At 74.1% G+C, this 16,668-nt stretch carries 14 protein-coding genes and 1 tRNA gene; 10 read left to right on the top strand and 5 right to left on the bottom strand.

What is annotated here, in order from left to right; genetic code table 11:
* Nucleotides 1–341 precede the first annotated feature (341 nt).
* From ABT263_RS13350 to mscL, 3 genes are all read left to right on the top strand, one after another.
* Complete coding sequence (locus ABT263_RS13350) at nt 342–1,619, top strand: MFS transporter (RefSeq protein ID WP_352290675.1); 1,278 nt, start codon at nt 342–344, stop codon at nt 1,617–1,619.
* Between the two features lie 271 nt (nt 1,620–1,890).
* Nucleotides 1,891–2,229, top strand: coding sequence for an FmdB family zinc ribbon protein (locus tag ABT263_RS13345; protein WP_352290629.1), 339 nt, complete (start codon nt 1,891–1,893; stop codon nt 2,227–2,229).
* A 571-nt stretch (nt 2,230–2,800) separates the two neighbouring features.
* Entirely contained in the window at nt 2,801–3,220 is a 420-nt protein-coding gene (gene mscL, locus ABT263_RS13340; RefSeq protein ID WP_352290628.1) for a large conductance mechanosensitive channel protein MscL, read from the top strand.
* 10 nt (nt 3,221–3,230) lie between these two features.
* On the opposite strand, the gene ABT263_RS13335 is transcribed toward mscL, so the two are convergent.
* Together ABT263_RS13335 and ABT263_RS13330 are read right to left on the bottom strand one after the other, a co-directional pair.
* Nucleotides 3,231–3,500, bottom strand: a complete 270-nt coding sequence (locus tag ABT263_RS13335) for a hypothetical protein (RefSeq protein ID WP_502885799.1) — start codon at nt 3,498–3,500, stop codon at nt 3,231–3,233.
* 124 nt (nt 3,501–3,624) lie between these two features.
* On the bottom strand, nt 3,625–4,596 hold the full coding sequence (locus ABT263_RS13330) for a sigma-70 family RNA polymerase sigma factor (RefSeq protein ID WP_352290627.1): 972 nt from the start codon (nt 4,594–4,596) through the stop codon (nt 3,625–3,627).
* A 544-nt stretch (nt 4,597–5,140) separates the two neighbouring features.
* Here ABT263_RS13330 and ABT263_RS13325 point away from each other — a divergent pair.
* A complete protein-coding gene (locus tag ABT263_RS13325) occupies nt 5,141–6,037 on the top strand; it encodes a phosphatase PAP2 family protein (RefSeq protein WP_352290626.1) in 897 nt (298 codons plus the stop codon).
* 53 nt (nt 6,038–6,090) lie between these two features.
* Complete coding sequence (locus ABT263_RS13320; protein ID WP_352290625.1) at nt 6,091–6,975, top strand: carbon-nitrogen hydrolase family protein; 885 nt, start codon at nt 6,091–6,093, stop codon at nt 6,973–6,975.
* Between the two features lie 259 nt (nt 6,976–7,234).
* Here ABT263_RS13320 and ABT263_RS13315 read toward each other — a convergent pair.
* Nucleotides 7,235–7,307, bottom strand: a tRNA-Arg gene (locus tag ABT263_RS13315).
* A 312-nt stretch (nt 7,308–7,619) separates the two neighbouring features.
* Here ABT263_RS13315 and ABT263_RS13310 point away from each other — a divergent pair.
* Nucleotides 7,620–9,161 (top strand): glycosyltransferase family 39 protein, encoded by a 1,542-nt coding sequence (locus ABT263_RS13310; protein ID WP_352290624.1) that lies wholly within the window; start codon nt 7,620–7,622, stop codon nt 9,159–9,161.
* Nucleotides 9,162–9,318: 157 nt separating this feature from the next.
* Nucleotides 9,319–10,278, top strand: coding sequence for a YhjD/YihY/BrkB family envelope integrity protein (locus ABT263_RS13305; protein ID WP_352290623.1), 960 nt, complete (start codon nt 9,319–9,321; stop codon nt 10,276–10,278).
* Nucleotides 10,279–10,358: 80 nt separating this feature from the next.
* Here ABT263_RS13305 and ABT263_RS13300 read toward each other — a convergent pair whose 3' ends face one another.
* Nucleotides 10,359–12,368 (bottom strand): D-alanyl-D-alanine carboxypeptidase, encoded by a 2,010-nt coding sequence (locus tag ABT263_RS13300; RefSeq protein WP_352290622.1) that lies wholly within the window; start codon nt 12,366–12,368, stop codon nt 10,359–10,361.
* 673 nt (nt 12,369–13,041) lie between these two features.
* On the opposite strand from ABT263_RS13300, the gene ABT263_RS13295 reads away from it, so the two are divergent.
* The 3 genes from ABT263_RS13295 to ABT263_RS13285 all read left to right on the top strand — a co-directional run bounded on the left by ABT263_RS13295 (nt 13,042) and on the right by ABT263_RS13285 (nt 15,333).
* Nucleotides 13,042–13,797 (top strand): GOLPH3/VPS74 family protein, encoded by a 756-nt coding sequence (locus ABT263_RS13295; protein WP_329489267.1) that lies wholly within the window; start codon nt 13,042–13,044, stop codon nt 13,795–13,797.
* A 466-nt stretch (nt 13,798–14,263) separates the two neighbouring features.
* On the top strand, nt 14,264–15,127 hold the full coding sequence (locus ABT263_RS13290; RefSeq protein WP_329489266.1) for a helix-turn-helix domain-containing protein: 864 nt from the start codon (nt 14,264–14,266) through the stop codon (nt 15,125–15,127).
* Nucleotides 15,124–15,333, top strand: coding sequence for a DUF397 domain-containing protein (locus ABT263_RS13285; protein ID WP_329489265.1), 210 nt, complete (start codon nt 15,124–15,126; stop codon nt 15,331–15,333). Before ABT263_RS13290 ends, ABT263_RS13285 begins: the two co-directional genes overlap by 4 nt.
* Before the next feature lie 139 nt (nt 15,334–15,472).
* Here the strand turns inward: ABT263_RS13285 and ABT263_RS13280 are convergent, their stop codons facing one another.
* Nucleotides 15,473–16,588, bottom strand: coding sequence for an ADP-ribosylglycohydrolase family protein (locus ABT263_RS13280; protein WP_329489264.1), 1,116 nt, complete (start codon nt 16,586–16,588; stop codon nt 15,473–15,475).
* Between the last annotated feature and the right edge of the window lie 80 nt (nt 16,589–16,668).

Raw genomic sequence — 16,668 nt, 5'->3', positions numbered from 1 at the left:
GCGCGTATATGCAGAACGATCGAAACACCCCAGCATCTGCCTGAAGCAGAGTTGGCGCGACCGCTCGGCGGCCGCGGCCCGGATCCCGGCAACCACGCCGGGCGGGCCCGGTAACTACCCCGGTCGACGCGCGAGAGGACGACTCTCGGCGCCGTCGGGGCCACCCCATGCCCCTTCCGCGCTACCAGGCAGCAGGAAGGACGACCGTGACGGCCCGCCGAACGGTCGAGAACACCGCGGACACCCGCGCCGCCCTGGCCACCGACACGCTCCCGGACACCCGGCCGGGCACCGGGGCCACCCCCGACCAGGGCGCACCCGCCCGCGTCGGGTACGGCGCACTGCTGCGCACCCCCGGGGCCTGGACGTTCCTGGCCCCCGCCTTCGCCGCGCGGCTCCCGTACGCGATGCTCAGCCTGGGCATCGTCCTGCTGGTGCTGGACACCCACGGCTCCTACGGCACGGCCGGCAGCGTCGCGGCGGTCTCCGCCGTCGCCCAGGCCTTCATCGGCCCGCAGACCGGCCGGCTGGCCGACCGCTACGGCCAGGCCGCCGTGCTCGTCCCGACCGTGATCGTGCACGCGGTCTCGGTCGGCGCGCTGATCGCGCTGGCCCTGGGCCACGCCCCGGTCTGGACCCTCTTCCTCGCCGCCGCCCCGGCCGGCGCCAGCGTGCCGCAGGTCGGCGCGATGGTCCGGTCCCGCTGGGTCGCCAAGCTCTCCGCCGAGGGTGCGGCCGGCGGGCGTTCGGCGTCCGCGCTGTCGGCCGCCAAGCTCAACACCGCCTTCGCCTTCGAGTCCGTGACGGACGAGTTCACCTTCGTGATCGGCCCGGTGCTCGCCGGCGCCATCGCCACCTCGGTCACGCCCGCCGCCGGGCTGATCGCCGAGGCCGCGCTGACCGTGGTCGGCGGACTGGCCTTCGCCGCCCAGCGGCGCACCGCGCCGGCCCGGCACCCGCACCAGCCCGGCGTCCGCCGGGTCTCCGCGCTCTCCTCCCCCGGCGTCCGGCTGCTGGCCGGCGCGTTCCTGGGCGTCGGCACCGTCTTCGGCGCCATGCAGGTGTCGGTCACCGCGTTCACCGAGTCGGTCGGCCAGCCCGGCGCCAACGGCACCGTGTACGGGATCTTCGCCGGCGGCTCGATGCTGGCCGGCGTGCTGTACGGCATGGTCGCCTGGCGCCGGGCCGCCCGGCACCGGATGCTGGCCAGCTACGCGCTGCTGGTCGTGGGCTGCTCCACGCTCTGGGCGATGCCCAACCTGGTCGCGCTGTCCGTCGCCGGGCTGGTCTGCGGCCTGGCCATCGCACCGACGCTGATCACCGGGTACACCCTGGTCGAGACGCTGGTCGCGGACGGCGCCAAGACCGAGGCCTTCACCTGGCTGACCGGTGCGATCGGGCTGGGCCTGGCGGCCGGGTCCACGGTCGCCGGACGGCTGATCGACGGACACGGGCCGTCGGCGGGGTTCCTGGTGCCGATGGCCGGTGCCGGGCTCGGCCTGGTCGCGCTGGTCGCGCTGCGGCACCTGCTGATCGCGCCGGGCGCGGCGAGCACGGTGGTCGCGGGCGCGAACGACCGGAGCTCGGCTCCGCAGCTGGTCGGGGCGGCGAAGGGCTGAGCGGCGGGGCTCGGGGGCGGCGGGCCGGGTCGGGGTGGCCCGGGGGCCCGGGCGGCTCGGGGTCCCGGGCGGCTCGGGGGCGGGCCGCGTCGGGCGGCGGGTCCGGGCCGGGGCGGCAGCCCTCGGCGGCCGGCTTCCGGCGGGCGCGGGAACGGGTGCTTCGGCGCGCCCCGGCTCATCTCACATTCGAGTCGCTGGACTGATCCAGCGGAATGCCGCATCATTGACCATCGTTAGCACTCATCAGGCGAGAGTGCCAGGAGGAAGACAAGTGCCCACGTACCAGTACCAGTGCACCGAGTGCGGCAACGGCCTGGAGGCGGTGCAGAAGTTCACCGACGAGGCGCTGACCACGTGCCCCGACTGCCAGGGACGGCTCCGCAAGGTCTTCTCGGCCGTGGGTGTGGTCTTCAAGGGCTCCGGCTTCTACCGGACCGACAGCCGATCCTCGTCCACCAGCTCGGTGGGCACCGGCTCGTCGTCGAACTCGACCTCGTCGGGTTCGTCCTCGTCCGGCTCGTCGTCGGCTGCTTCGACCTCGTCCTCGTCGTCCTCGGGCGGCTCGACCGCTGCCGCGAGCTCGGCTCCGGCGGCGAAGCCGGCCGGCTGAGACCAGACTTCGCAAGGCCCGTGGGCCCGCGCCATCGCGCGGCCCGCGGGCCTTTCGCGTGCCCGGGCGGGGGCAGGCCGCTCGCGGTCAACCGCCGATGGGCCCACTACCCCGTTCGGGTGTACGGAGTTGTCCACAGGGCCGAGTTGTCCACAGGCCTGGGGACAGGACTTCCACCCGACCCCTGGGCCGCCCAGAGTGTGCGTCGGAAGAACCGGCCCGCACCCCGGGCCGGCGCCCTGCGACCACCGGTGGTGCCCATGTCGACCACGAGCCTCCCCTCACGGTTCCCGCCGCTCCCCGCCCCGGCCGTTCCGCCCCGGCGGGAGGTGCCGCCCTTCGCGCCGATCCGGCGTGGCGGTGGCCGCCTCCACCGGCTCCGCCGGGCCGCCCGGCACCGGTTCGGGGTGCTCGCCCTGCTGCTGGTCGCCCTGTCGGCCGCGCTGGCCGTCGGGCCCGCGCGGGCGGGTCTCTCCCCGCCGGGCGCCGCCTCGGTCGGCCGATCGGGTTGTCAATCGGGGCCCCTCGAAGATCACCCGTGACCGGACGACGACTTCGTCGTTCACGCGGCATGAAAGGCTTCAAGGAATTCCTGCTGCGCGGAAATGTCGTCGAGCTCGCCGTCGCCGTCGTCATCGGCGCGGCGTTCACCAACATCATCAACGCCTTCGTCAAGGGCGTGATCAACCCGATCGTCGGCGCCTTCGGAGCCAAGGACCTGAGCGCCTACAGTTCCTGCCTCAAGGGCCCCTGCGAGCTGAGCGCGACCGGCGAGGTCACGTCCGGGATCCTCATCCTGTGGGGCTCGGTGCTGAGCGCCCTCCTGCAGTTCGTCATCACCGCGGCCGTCGTCTACTTCTGCCTGATCCTGCCGATGACCAGGTTCGCCGCCCGGCGCAAGAGCCTCGCCGAGGTCCAGGCGGAGGCCGAGGCCAAGGAGGTCCTGCTGCTGACCGAGATCCGCGACGCGCTGGTCACGCGGCAGCGCTGAGCACTCCCCGTCAGTCGCCGTGGTGCGGCGGGCGCTGACTCAGGTACCAGTCCAGCCCCCGTCCACCACTGTCCGCCGTTCCCGGGCGCCCGCCCCAGCCGGCGTCGGTGTCGTCACTGGACTGCTGGTCCAGCGGGTCCCGGAAGACCAGCCGGGCCTTCGTCGCGGCCTTGGGGTCGTCGGACGCCTTCACGGCCTCCGCGGCGTCCGTCCTGTCCCCGTCGTCCTGCCTGGGCTCCCGCTCGGTCACCGGCCCGCCTCCGTCTCGCACATCGTCCACTCCTCCAGCCTAGAAGCTCCCCGCGCCCGCGCCGACCGCCGCCGGGGACGCGTGAGGGCCCCGGCGCGGAGCGATTCCGCACCCGGGGCCCCGCTACGCCGGCGAGGTGGCGGCGGGGAGGCCGTCAGGCGGCTTCGAAGCCCGCGTGGTCGGCGATCCGCTTCAGCTCGGCCAGCGCGTGCTTCTCGATCTGGCGGATCCGCTCCCGCGTCAGCCCGTGCTGCTTGCCCACCTCGGTGAGCGTCCGCTCACGGCCGTCCTCCATCCCGTAGCGCGACCGGATGATCGAGGCCGTCCGGTCGTCCAGGCGCCCGATCAGACCGTCCAGCTCCTCGCGGCGGAGCATGACCATCACGGCGTCCTCCGGGGACGTCGCCCCGGTGTCCTCGACCAGGTCGCCGAACTGGGTCTCGCCCTCGTCGTCGACGGACATGTTGAGGCTCACCGGGTCACGCGCCCAGTCCAGGACGTCCTTGATCCGCGCCTCGGTGGTGTCCAGCTCGGCCGCGATCTCGGCCGGCTCCGGCTCACGGCCCAGCTCCTTGGACTTCTCCCGCTGGACGCGCCGGATCCGGCCCAGCTCCTCGACCAGGTGAACGGGCAGCCGGATGGTGCGCGACTGGTCGGCGATGGACCGGGTGATCGCCTGCCGGATCCACCAGGTGGCATAGGTGGAGAACTTGAAACCCTTGGCGTAGTCGAACTTCTCCACCGCCCGCACCAGGCCGGCGTTGCCCTCCTGGATGAGGTCGAGCAACGGAAGGCCGCTGCGCGGGTAACGCCGCGCGACGGCGACGACCAGCCGGAGGTTGGAGCGGATGAAGACGTCCTTGGCGCGCTCGGCGTCCTCGGCTATCGCCTCCAGCTCCTCACGCTTCACACCCTTGGGGAACTCCGCCTCCTCCAGCAGGTGCTGGGCGTACACACCGGCCTCGATCCGCAGCGAGAGCTCGACCTCCTCGGCGGCATCGAGCAGGGGCGTCCTGGCGATCTCGTCGAGATACATACCGACCAGGTCACGGTCGGCCTCAAGGTTGGTCGGGCGGGCCGCGCGAGTCCGGTCGGCCCTGTCGCGAACGACGGCACGGGTGGCCATGCTTGCTCCCTTTGCTGGAATTGCCGAGGTCTGCCTGCCTGCCCCCAAGAGGGCAAGAATGCGGGCCCCGCGGGGCTCACACGTAACGATCCAACGAACAGATTCCGGACAACATTCCCAAGTCGCTCAGATTCTTCCGCCGATGCAGTATGCTGCCGGTTTTCACCGCGCCCCTGGACGGAGCGTGACCGGGCCGGCACCACAGGTGCCGGCCGGGCGGTTCACGCGGCGCGGTCCACACGGCGCGGTCCACCGAATGCGGTCGGCGGGACCGCGGGTGCGGCCCTCCGGCGCCTTGCCGCTGCGCGGCCGCCCATGCCGGGGCCGTCGACGCACTCCTTTGCGGACCCTTCACTCCGGAGAACCCGCGGGCAGCCGCGCGCGTTCCCGCCCGGCCCCGCCGGAGCCGCCGCTGCCACCGGTTCCGCACCCCGGAGCCGCCCCGCGCCCGCACCCCGGCGCACGCAGATCCTCCGCACAAAAGATGCCAAATCGCTATCGCGCAGGCGTCCGATCAGCACAACGCACGGGGAAGGTGTCAGCCATGCACCTGACCAACAGCTCGCCTCTCCTCACCCCGCGTAGTCGCCACCTGCTCCGGCACGTGGCGCTCGCGGCGGGCTGTACCGCGCTGTTCGTGGTCCTGGCCACCCTGGTGCAGACCGGCTGGTCCCCCCTCGCCCGCCTGGACCAGGGCTGGGTGGACGACATGCACCGCTACGCCCAGGGCCGAAGAGTCTGGGTCGCCTCGGTGCAGATGCTCACCGACATCGGCGGCACGATCACCATGCGCACGCTGCTCGGCGCCGCCACGCTCTGGCTCTGGCTGATCGGGGCCCGGGTGCTGGCCTGTTGGGCGGCGGCCCAGGCGCTGGTCGGCTGGGGCTTCCTGTGGGTCCTGAAGCTCTGCCTCGACCGCCTGCGGCCGCACTTCCCCGACCCGGTCGCCCACGCCGGCGGCCCGGCCCTCCCGTCCGGGCATGCCATGGCCTCCGTGATCACCTGCGCCGTCCTGGTCGGGCTGGTCTGGCACCGGTCCTCGCGCGGCGGGCGGATCACCGCCTGTTCGATCGCCGCGCTGACCGTGCTGACGATCGGCTGGACGAGGGTCGCCCTCGCCGTCCACTGGCCGAGCGACGTGCTGGGCGGCTGGCTGGCGGCCGGGATCGTCCTGGGCGCGGTCACCGTGGCCGTCGAGCTCTGCCGGCCCGGCGCGCTGGCCCGGGACGTCCGGCGGGTCAACTGGCGGACCAGGCCGAGGGTCCAGCGCGTCCTCGTTTCCCAGACCGCCCCCGCGCCCTACGACCCGGTCTTCGACCCGGCTTTTGATCCGGCTTTTGATCCGGCCTTCGATCCGGCCTTCGATCCGGCCTTCGAGGAGGCCTTCGAGGAGGCCGCCGAGCGGGCCTGCGACCGACCGGACGGCGCGGTCAAGCCCTAGCGCGGGTCCCCCGGCCTCGGGCCGGTCCGCCGGGCCCGCCTAGCCTGGCCTTCATGCCGCTTCCCTCGACGCCCGACCGACCCGCTCCCGCCCCCGACTTCCCCGACCGGCCGCTGCGGATCGCCGCCGCGCAGGCCCAGGCGGTGGCGGGCGACATCCCCGCCAACGTCGCGACCGTCGCCGACCTGATCCGCGAGGCCGCCTCGGACGGCGTCCGCCTGGTGCTCTTCGCCGAGAAGTTCCTGTCCGGCTACGAGCCCGAGCTGATCCGGACCGACCCCCTCAAGTACAGCGTCCAGCCCGGCGATCCCCGGCTCGCACCGATCGCCGACGCCTGTCGGGAGACCGGCACCGCCGCCGTGGTCGGCGCGGCCGTCCGGGACGCCGACGGCGAACTGCGCATCTCCGCGCTGGTCTTCGGCCCCGACGGTGCGCTCACCACCCGGTACGACAAGCAGTACCTCTTCAAGACCGAACGGGACACCTACCGCCCCGGGACGACGGGCTGCACCCTCCAACTCGACGGCTGGCGGCTCGGACTGGGCATCTGCTACGACTCCGGCTTCCCCGAGCACGCCCGCGCCGCCGCCCTCGACGGCTGCCACGCCTACCTGGTCGGCGCGCTGTTCAGCGTGGGCCACGGCCACCACGAGTCCCGGACCTGGTTCCCGGCCCGCGCGCTCGACAACACCCTCTACACGGTGCTCGCCAACCACATCGGCACCACCGGCGGCTGGCACACCTGCGGCGCCAGCGCCGTCTGGTCCCCCGACGGCCGCCTCCTCGCCGAGGCCGGCCCGGACCGCCGCGAGCTGGTCGTCGCCGACCTCGACCCGGAGGTCCTGCGCACCACCCGGGAGGCCGAGAGCCTCCTCGCCGACCTCGCCTCCCAGCCCTGCACCACCCCGCGCGACCGGCACGCCCTCGGTCTCGGCTGAGCGCGCCCCCGACGGCCCGTCACACGCCGGCGGCCCCGAACGCGCCCGGCCGACTCCACCACCCCGGGGCGCCGGTCCTCGTGCCCACCGTGGACCCGCCGGGCAGGCGGCCCCACGGCCGTGAACGCGGCACGGACGCGGCACGGACGCGACACGGACGCGGCGCAAGAGGGACACGGGCGGGGGCGGCGGTCGGGAACGACGAAGGCCCAGGTCCGGGGGAACCCCCGGACCTGGGCCTTCACTGCGTACCGCGCTGTGCCCCAGGCAGGATTCGAACCTGCGACACCGGCTTTAGGAGAGCCGTGCTCTATCCCCTGAGCTACTGAGGCGGGGTCGTTCGCGGTCGGGCGCGCGTGTGGCGCGACGACCGCTGACAGCCTAGCGGATCGGGGGGTGGCCACGCCGGGTCGGGCCGTCGGCCGGGCGGAGGTGGCGGGGTGTGCGGTGAGGGGAGTCCGCGTGCGAATCGTGTGCGGGAAGATGGGATCATGGGCAGGGTGCCGATGGTGCCCGGCGACGGGGCGTCACATCCTGCTCCAGTAGCCTGGAGCGAACCGGTGTTCCGGTGCGGGGCGTCGGTGCCCCCGCCGGCCCTGGCACGCCTGCAGCAACGCATCACCGCAAGGACGAGGCGCTTCACCATGACATCAGCCGGCAGACGGCACCCGGCCCTCCGCGTACTGGGCCAGGTGTGGCTCTGGCCGGCACTGGTGATGCTCTGCGTCGGCGCCTACCGGCTCGGGACGCCCGAGCTGTGGCGGGACGAGGTGGCGACCTGGACGGTGGCGACCCGCTCGCTCGGTGATCTGCTCGGACTGCTCCAGCACATCGACGCCAGCAACGGCGCGTACTACCTGCTGATGCACGGCTGGACGTCGGTGTTCGGCGACTCCGCGATCGCGCTGCGGCTGCCCTCCGTGCTGGCGATGGCCGGCGCGGCCGCGTTCGTGGCGCTGACCGCCCAGCGTTTGTTCGGCGGCCGGGTGGCGGCGATCGGCGGCGGGCTGCTGTTCTCCGTGGTGCCGCTGATCTCGCGGTACGCGCAGGAGGCCCGCTCGTACGCCCTGGTGACCTGCGCGGTCGTCGCTGCCACCTGGTTCCTGCTGCGCGCGCTGGAGCGCCCGTCGCTGCGGCGGTGGGCGCCGTACTGCGTGGCGATGGCGGCGGCCGGCGCCGGGCACCTGATCTCCTTCGCGACGCTGGCCGGCCAGCTGGCCGTGGTGGCGCTGCACCTGTGGCGGACCCGCCCGGCCACCGAGCGGCGGGTGCTCTGGCAGTACCCACTCGCCGTGCTGGTCGCGGCCCTGCCGGTGCTGCCGGTGGTGCTGCTGGGCAGCCGGCAGTCCGGGCGCCAGCTGGGCTGGATCGGCAAGCCGACCTTCTACCAGCTGCGGCACTTCGGTGAGCCGCTGTTCGGCTCGCCCGGGGTGTTCCACGTCTTCGCCCTGCTGGCCCTGCTGGCCCTGGTCCTGCCCGGGCGCCGCCTGCCCGCGCTCCAGCTGCTGCTGCTCGCGGTGCTGCCGGTGCTCGGCGTCTGGCTGGTGTCGCGCGGCAGCACCTCGTACTTCGTCGACCGCTACCTGCTCTTCACGGTGCCGGCCTGGGCGGCGCTGGCCGGCGGCGGGGTGCAGGCGGTCTACACGACGGTCGCGGCGGCCGCGCGACGCAGCCGGACGCCGGGGCAGGTCCGGGCCGCGGGCGCGCTGCTGGCCGTCGGGCTGATCGCGGTCCCCGCCCTGGTCGCGCTGCCCAAGCAGTCCTCGGTGCGCTCCGCGGGCTCGCACTCCTTCTCCCGTGAGCCGTACCGGGCGGCCGCCGAGCTGATCGGGGCCGGGTACCGGCCCGGCGACGGACTGGCGGCCCCGCTCGGCGACCAGGGCTGGGCGATGGTCGGGCCGGGTGTCTCCTACTACCTGCCGAGCGACGTCCGGCCGTTCCCGGTCTTCGTCGAACGCAGCGCCCTCCAGGCCGAGGACCTCTTCCCGACCACCTGCCCCCAGGTGGACGCGTGCCTGGGGCCGGGGCAGCGGACCTGGCTGCTCGTCCTCGGGGACACCGCCGAGCCGCTGACCGCGATGCCCGCGGAGCAGGCGCGGGCCCTCCGGGCCAGGTACGGCCCGCCCGACCGGGTGACGCCGCTCGGCGGGGTGACGCTCGCGCTGCTGGACTCCACCACCGGCTGAGCCGGCTGCCGCGCCGCCCGGTCCGGCGCCCGCGTGGCGGCGGTCCGCCCGGATGCGGCCGTCCGGCGACCGGGTGACCATGGAGCACGGTGACCGGGGCGCCTCCGGCCTCCGGCCGCCCGCCCCTCGACGGTCGGGACTGCCCGGGAGGACACCTGTGAGCGAGCACCCGGCCGGGCGGGTGACCCGGCTGAAGAAGCGGTCGGCGAAGCTGGCCCGGCGCGCTCGCGAGCTGCCCGAGCAGGTGCCGCTGGTGGGCCGGGCGCTCGGCCACCTGCTGCGGGTGAACCTCCTCGACTGCGCGACCCGGCTGGCCGCCCAGGCCTTCCTGAGCGCCCTGCCCGCGCTCTTCGTGGTGGCCGTGTTCACCCCGGCCGCGGTCCGCGAGAACGTGATGCGCTCGCTCCGCAAGGAGCTGGGCCTGGAGGGTGCGGCGCAGCAGTCGGTGCAGCAGATGCTGCAGAGCAGCCATGACCAGGAGACCACGATCGGCGTGTTCGGCGCCCTGGTGACCCTGGCCTCGGCGACGGCGCTGAGCCGGGCGATGCAACGCGTCTGCGAGCGCTGCTGGGAGCTGCCGAGGGCGGGGTCGCGGGTGGTGGCCTGGCGCTGGCTGGTCTGGCTGCTGGTCTGGCTGGTCTGCCTGATGTTCCAGACGCCGCTGCGGGACGGCTTCGGCCTGGGTGCCTGGCTGGGGATTCCGCTGACCTTCGTCGGCGGGACGGCGATCTGGTGGTGGACCCAGCACCTGCTGCTGGTCGGCCGGGTGCGCTGGCTGCCGCTGCTGCCGGGGGCGCTGCTCTGCGGGGCGGTGGTGGTGGGCCTGGGGATCGCCTCCCGGATCTACCTGCCGCGGGCGATGGCGCACAGCGTGACGCAGTTCGGGCCGTACGGGGTGGTGTTCACCGGCCTCTCCTGGCTGATCGTGATGTTCGCCGGGCTGACGCTGGCGATCGCGCTGGGCCGGGTGGTGTCGGAGGAGGAGTCGGTCGCGCACTGGCTGGGCACCCGGACCGAGCCGGGCGTCTGGGGCGGCGCCCCGCTCACGGCGGAGGAGGCGGGCGAGGCGGCGGGGGACGCGGGCGGACCGGACCCCGACGGCGCGGACGGCGGCTGACGCGCCTCGGCGGGGGAACCGGTGGCCGGTTCCCCCGCCGAGGGGTGTGCGAGGCCCGCGGGCGGGCCGGACGGCCGAGGTCAGAGCAGGCGGGTCAGCCGGGACAGGATGGACGGCGGGGCCAGGTCCGTCTGGAGCACGACCGGGACCTCCACCTTGCCGTCGCCCGCCCCCACGCTCAGCACGCCGACCTGGGCACCGGCCTTGGCCGTGTGGCCGAGCTTGGCAGGGTCCAGGGTGAGGGTGCCGCTGATGCCGGGGAAGCCGGCCGCGGTGAGGTCCTTGGCGGCGACGACCGGGACCGTGCCGCCGAGCCCGTCGTCGACCCGGCCGACGACGTCGCCCTGCTTGGCGAGGGTCTGGCCGGTCAGCCCGTTCTGGGCCGCCTGGATCTGCAGGGCGCTGACGTTCTGGACGATCTTGAGGATGCTCGGCTCGGCGGTGGTCGCCGGCTGGCCCAGGGTGACCCCGAGGATGAGCCGCTGGACCCCGCCGACCTCCTTGTAGGCGGCCCACATCAGGCAGCCGCCGGCCGGGGTGCTGGAGCCGGTCTTGACGCCGATGATGCCGTTCTTCGGGGAGATCAGGGTGTTGGTGTTGGAGATCTTCTGATTGTTGAAGTTGGTCTCCGGCGTCGAGACGATCTGCCGGAAGATCGCGTCCTGCATCACCTGCTCGGCCAGCTTCAGCTGGTCCTTGGCGGTGCTCTTGGTGTCCGGGCTGAAGCCCGCCGGGTCGGTGTAGGTGGTGGCGGCCATGCCGAACCTGGCGGCGGTGTCGTTCATCTTCTTGACGAACGCCTCCTCCGAACCGGCGTCCCAGCGGGCCAGCAGCCGGGCCACGTTGTTGGCCGACGGCAGCATCAGCAGCTCCAGTGCCTGGTACTGGGTGAGCTGCTGGCCCTCGGTGAGGGTGACCCTGGACTCGTCGACGTTGCCGGACTCCTGGGCGGCCTGCTTGTCGACGGTGATCTTCGGGCCGCTCTCCCCCTTCTTGAGCGGGTGCGACTGGAGGATCAGGTAGGCGTTCATGACCTTGGTGACACTGGCGATCGAGGCCGGCGTCTCCGGGCCGGAGCTGCCGAGACTGCCGACGCCGACGACCTGGGCGGCCGACTGGCCCTTGGCCGGCCAGGCCAGGTCGAGCGGGTCGCCGCCGAAGCTGTAGCTGCCCGCGGCGGTCTGCTTCACCTTGGCGTCCGGCAGCGGGCGGAGCAGCTGCGCGACCGCCACCGCACCGAGCACGACGGCCAGGAAGACCGTCCAGATGGTGATCCGCTTGAGTGCGCGGCGAAACGGCGAGACGGGGCGAGCGTTCAGCGTCGCCAGCACCTGCATCGCCTCGGCCGTCGTCTCCGGGGCCGGCGCGGGCGCGGGCTCGGGGGCGGGCAGCGGCGCGGGCTTCGGCAGCGGCGGCGGGGGCGGCAGGGGCCGGGGGTCGGGGGTGGGGAGCGGCTCGGGGGCCGGGGTGGGCGCAGGCTTCGGGGCCGGGACGGGCTCCGGCTCGGGTGCCGGCTCCGGCTCGGGGACGGGCCTGGGGGCCGGATGCGGCTCGGGGACCGGCTCGGGCACGGTGCCCGCACCGGGTGCCCGCGGGGCGCGGGGCTTCTCCAGCTTCTCGGCCTGCCCGGCCCGGTCGGCGGGCGGCGCGGGCGGCGCGGGCCGCGCGGGGGTCTCCGGCCCGGCGGCGCCCTTCGGCTCCTCGCCGGCGCCCTTCGGCTCCTCGCCGGGCTCGGCGGGTGCGGCGGGCTCGGCGGGCTCGGCGGGTGCGGCGGGCTCGGCGGGCTCGGCGGGCTCGGCCGAGGGCTTCGCGGGCTCGGCCGCAGGCTTTCCGGGGGCCGCCGAGTCCGTCCGCATGGCGAGACGCGGGTCCGGCCCGGTCGGGCGCCCCGGCTTCCCGGCGGGGGCGTCGGCCGGCGGCTCGACCGGCGGAGCGCCCCGGCCGGCACCGCCGTCCGCCGGGGAACGGAGCTCCTCGGGCAGCCGCAACGCGGTGGTCGCGTTGTCCGCGGGCAGTCGCAACGAGGTCGTCGCGCTGTCCGCGGGGAGGCGGAGCGCGGTGGTCGCGTTGTCCACGGGAAGGCGGAGCATGGTGGTCCTGGAGTCCGTATCCCGGACACGGAGCTGGACGGTCGACCCCGTCCTGGGCGCGCCCGCGCCATCGGCGGCGGGCTCCCCGGTGGCGGCGGAGGCGGCCTCCGACCCAGCGTCCGAGGCATCGTCGGAGCCGGCCTCCGAAGCCGCCGCGGGGCTCCCGGCCTCGTCCGAAGCGGCCTCGGCCCCGGCCCCGGCGCCCGCCCGCGCACCCGCCCGCGCGCCCGCCCCGGCAGCGTCGGCGTCCTCGCGCCCGGCCGGTTCCACGGCCGCCGCCGTCGCGTCGGCACCGGCGCCGGAACCGCTCCGCGCCCCGTCCCGCTCCCGCCTCCGCTCGCCGTCCCGCAGCACCCTGTCGGGGGACTCGCCCACGTAACCCAGCCTCCTCAACGCCCGGCGGGGCACCGGCAGACCCGATTTCGGGAAGCCGACGCCCCGCCCCGTGTACCTGTACAGTCTCCGCCACCGGCGACCGTTCCGGCCGCCCACACCCCGCCCGACCGGCGCGTATTGCCGCCGCACGGCCGCACCGCGGTCCCTCCACCGGTCAGACGCCGGGCCCGCCTCCGCCGGTTCCCCGCCGCGGTCGCAAGGTCACGATTCGGAGGCGTACTCGACAAGCCCGTGTGAGAGGCGTCACGCTGTCATTCATCCACGCGGGGAGGCTTGGATGGGCAAGAGCCGCAGAACTGTTCCCGAGGAACTCTTGCTGCTCGCTTTGGACCCGACCACGGGTACCACTGCGCAGCCGCAGACCCTCGACCTCGGACTCGCCGGGGCCCAGCTCGTCGAGCTGTCCCTGGCCGGACGGATCGTCCCGGAGGGCGATCGGATCGCCGTGGTACTGCCACGGCCGACAGGCGACCCGACCCTGGACCACGCACTGGAACTGCTGCGCCGACGCGGCAGCCCGGTTCGCGCGGCCCACTGGATCGGTGGGCCCAGACTGGGGCTCAGGCAGACCTATCTGGCGCACCTGGAGCGGTGCGGCATGGTCACGGCCGTGCCGGGCCAGATGTGCGGTGTGCTGCCGACGACGCGCTACCAGGCGTCCGACGACTGCACCAACGCCGCGATCAAGCAGCGGCTGGACACCGCGATCCGCACCGGCGTGCCGCCGGACCCGCGGACGGCCGCGCTGGCCGCGCTGGCCCACTCGGTGGGCCTGGGCAAGCACCTGTACCCGGGCAACGAGGGCCGGTCCTCACGGTCCCGGCTGCGCGACCTGATCCGTTACGACCCACTGGGCGGGATGGTCGCGCACGCGGTGATGGACGTGCAGAACGGTCTGCCGTCGCAGCAGAACCGTTCATCCCAAGGTGGTGGCGGCGCTCCGGTCGGCGCGGACCGACCGGGACCGCGTGCGGCGGCGAGCCGCGGCGGGACCGGTGGCCGGGTCGCACCGCCCCGCGTCGGCGTCCGCTGACCCGGACCCACCACGCGCGGCGCACGCCGCACAGCTCACGCCGCCACCCGGCGGTGAACAGCCGGCAGGAAGCAGGGGCGGTCGCCCGCGACGGAAGTCGCCGGGCGGCCGCCCCTCCGCCGTACCCCGCGGGCGGGGCCGGGCAACCCGTGCGGAGACCCGTCCCGCCCGCCCGAGCACGTGCCACCGGCACGTGTACGGGCGCCTGCCGCGCCCGTACGACCCATCGCACCGCCACCGCAGCACTACCGGATCGAGCCGCACCGTCGCCTTACCACGCGGGAAGGCCCGCCGTCTCGCCAAAGCGCTTTTCCGATGATGTGTTCTACTGCGCTCCTGCGATTCCCCGGCGCCGACCTGATCCAAGGTGTCATGCTGCTCCAAGTCAGGGGGGTTGGTCCCAATTTCCACTGTGTTCCGAGGACTGCCGTTCCAACGATCACCAGAGGTCCGGCCGGAGGTCGACGTGTCCGCGAACATCAACCCCACCGTGCGCCGCAGGCGCCTGGGCTCCGAACTCCGCAAGCTGCGGGAGGGCCTGGCCATGACGGCGGAGGAGGTGGCCGGCCGGCTGATGGTCTCCCAGTCGAAGATCAGCCGACTGGAGAACGGGCGCCGCAGCATCAGCCAGCGCGACGTGCGCGACCTCTGCGACGTCTACAACGTGACCGACGAGGCCATGCGGGCCAGTCTGATGGAGATGGCGCGGGAGTCCCGCCAGCGCGGCTGGTGGCACGACTTCAACGACATGCCGACCCCGTACAGCGTGTACATCGGCCTGGAGGCCGAGGCCTCGTCGATCCGCGCCTACGAGTCCTCGTTCGTCCCGGGGCTGCTGCAGACCGAGCAGTACGCCCAGGCCGTCGTGGAGGGCACCCAGCCGGACACCGACGCGCTCTCCGTCCAGCGGCGGGTGCAGGTCCGGATGAAGCGCCAGGACCGCGTCCACGGCGAGAACCCGCTGGGCAGCCTCTGGACCGTCATAGACGAGGCGGTGCTGCGCCGCGAAGTGGGCAACCGGGCGGTGATGGCCGATCAGCTGAAGCACATGCTGGAGCTGAGCCAGCGCCCGAACATCACGATCCAGGTGATCCCGTTCTCGCACGGCGCCCACCCCGGCATGACCGGGACATTCTCCCTGCTGGAGTTCCCCGAGTCAGCCGATTCCACGGTTGTCTACTTCGAAGGGGTGACGAGCGATCTCTACCTGGAGAAGGAAGCCGACGTGCGCCGCTATACCAGTCTCTACGACCACCTGCGGGCAGCGGCGCTCGGAGTGGTCGAGAGCCGGTCACTGATAGCCACGATTGAAGAGGGATACCACGCATGAGCACCACCTTCGAGAACGGGACGACCTGGCGGAAGAGCACCCACAGCGGCGGCAACGGCGCCTGTGTGGAGATCGCCACGCCGGCTGCGGGCGCCGTCGCGGTGCGGGACTCCAAGGATCCCCAGGGTCCTCAGCTGAACTTCTCGGCCGAGGCCTGGAAGGCGTTCGCCGTCGATGCCGGAGCAGGGGTGTTCGGCGGCTTCTGAGCCACCGCGCCGTTCTCGGCGCAGTCGCCCGTAGCGGTGTCCGCCGCCCTCCCCCGGGGCCGCGGGCGCCGCTACCGGCACCTACGCGGCCGCGCGCCGGCGGACCGGGCCGATCGGGCCCACCGGGCCGGGCGGAACGTCAGCGCAGCACCGGGTAGCGGTCCGCCCAGGCGGCGCCCTCCGGGGTGTCCAGGCCGTGCAGCTCCGGCCCGTGCATCAGCTCCAGGACGAAGTCGTCGGCCAGTTCGAGCAGGGCGCCGCGCCCCTCCAGCGCGGCCACCAGGCCGGGCGGCAGGGCGCTGTCCCCGTGCAGCACCCCGAGCAGGTTGCCGCAGATGGCGCCGGTGGAGTCGCTGTCCCCCGAGTGGTTCACCGCCAGCAGCAGGCCCGAGCGCACGTCGTGGGCGACCAGCGCGCAGTACACCCCGATCGCCAGCGCCTCCTCGGCGACCCAGCCCTCGCCCAGCGCCTCGACCCGCTCCGCCGACGGCTCGCCGGCCCGTACCGCGTCCAGCGCCGCCCGCAGCGCCGCCGTGGTCTCCTCGTGCGCCGGCCGCTCGGAGAGCAGGGCGAGCGCCAGGTGGACGCCCTCCTCCAGGGTGCCGCCGCGGGCCACCGTCTGGACGATCACCGCCAGGGCGCCGGCCGAGAGGTAGCCGGTGGGGTGGCCGTGCGTCAGCACCGAGCACTCCACGGCCAGCTGGAACACCAGGCCCGGCTCCCAGGTGGTGAGCAGCCCGAACGGCGCCGCCCGCATCACCGTGCCGCAGCCCTTGGAGTGCGGGTTCTTGGGCACCTCCACGGTGCCGAGGCGGTCCGCGTCCGGGCCGGAGAGGCCGGACAGGCAGGCCTGGCCGGGGGCGCGCTGGGCGTACAGCCACTCCTCGCGGCCGAGCCAGCCGAGGTCGGTGCGGCGCTCGTCCGGGCCCCAGTCCCGCTGGGTGGCGGCCCAGCGCAGATAGGCGAGGTGGAGGTCGGTGGGCGGGTGCCAGCTGCCGGTGTCCCGCCGGATGTGGGCGCGGATCAGCCCGTCCACGGTGAAGAGCACCATCTGGGTGTCGTCGGTGACCGCCCCGAGCCGGCCGTAGGCGGGTATGTAGCCGGTCACGCCGAGCGGGCCGTGCGCGGCTCGGATCTTCTCCAGCGACTCGAACTCGACGCCCGCGCCGAGCGCGTCACCGATCGCCCCGCCGAGCAGACAGCCCCGCACCCGGCTGCGGAAGTCCTGCTGCTGGGCTCGTGACCACAGTGGCATCACGACGGAGCGCCTTTCGTCCGGGAACCGGGGAGCGCGACGCTCGGCCGGCCGCGCGCCCTCGCACTGTATTCGAATGA

Origin of the sequence: Kitasatospora sp. NPDC001603 (assembly GCF_040298365.1) — a bacterium.
GTDB lineage: Bacteria > Actinomycetota > Actinomycetes > Streptomycetales > Streptomycetaceae > Kitasatospora.
This window is presented reverse-complemented; position numbering and strand designations above follow the sequence as displayed.

Bases quoted from the DNA above. Each gene is read 5' to 3' on its own strand.
- mscL (WP_352290628.1), top strand. From the start codon at position 2,801: ATGAAAGGCTTCAAGGAATTCCTGCTGCGCGGAAATGTCGTCGAGCTC.
- ABT263_RS13330 (WP_352290627.1), bottom strand. From the start codon at position 4,596: ATGGCCACCCGTGCCGTCGTTCGCGACAGGGCCGACCGGACTCGCGCG.
- ABT263_RS13325 (WP_352290626.1), top strand. From the start codon at position 5,141: ATGCACCTGACCAACAGCTCGCCTCTCCTCACCCCGCGTAGTCGCCAC.
- ABT263_RS13320 (WP_352290625.1), top strand. From the start codon at position 6,091: ATGCCGCTTCCCTCGACGCCCGACCGACCCGCTCCCGCCCCCGACTTC.
- ABT263_RS13310 (WP_352290624.1), top strand. From the start codon at position 7,620: ATGACATCAGCCGGCAGACGGCACCCGGCCCTCCGCGTACTGGGCCAG.
- ABT263_RS13300 (WP_352290622.1), bottom strand. From the start codon at position 12,368: ATGCTCCGCCTTCCCGTGGACAACGCGACCACCGCGCTCCGCCTCCCC.
- ABT263_RS13295 (WP_329489267.1), top strand. From the start codon at position 13,042: ATGGGCAAGAGCCGCAGAACTGTTCCCGAGGAACTCTTGCTGCTCGCT.
- ABT263_RS13285 (WP_329489265.1), top strand. From the start codon at position 15,124: ATGAGCACCACCTTCGAGAACGGGACGACCTGGCGGAAGAGCACCCAC.
- ABT263_RS13280 (WP_329489264.1), bottom strand. From the start codon at position 16,588: ATGCCACTGTGGTCACGAGCCCAGCAGCAGGACTTCCGCAGCCGGGTG.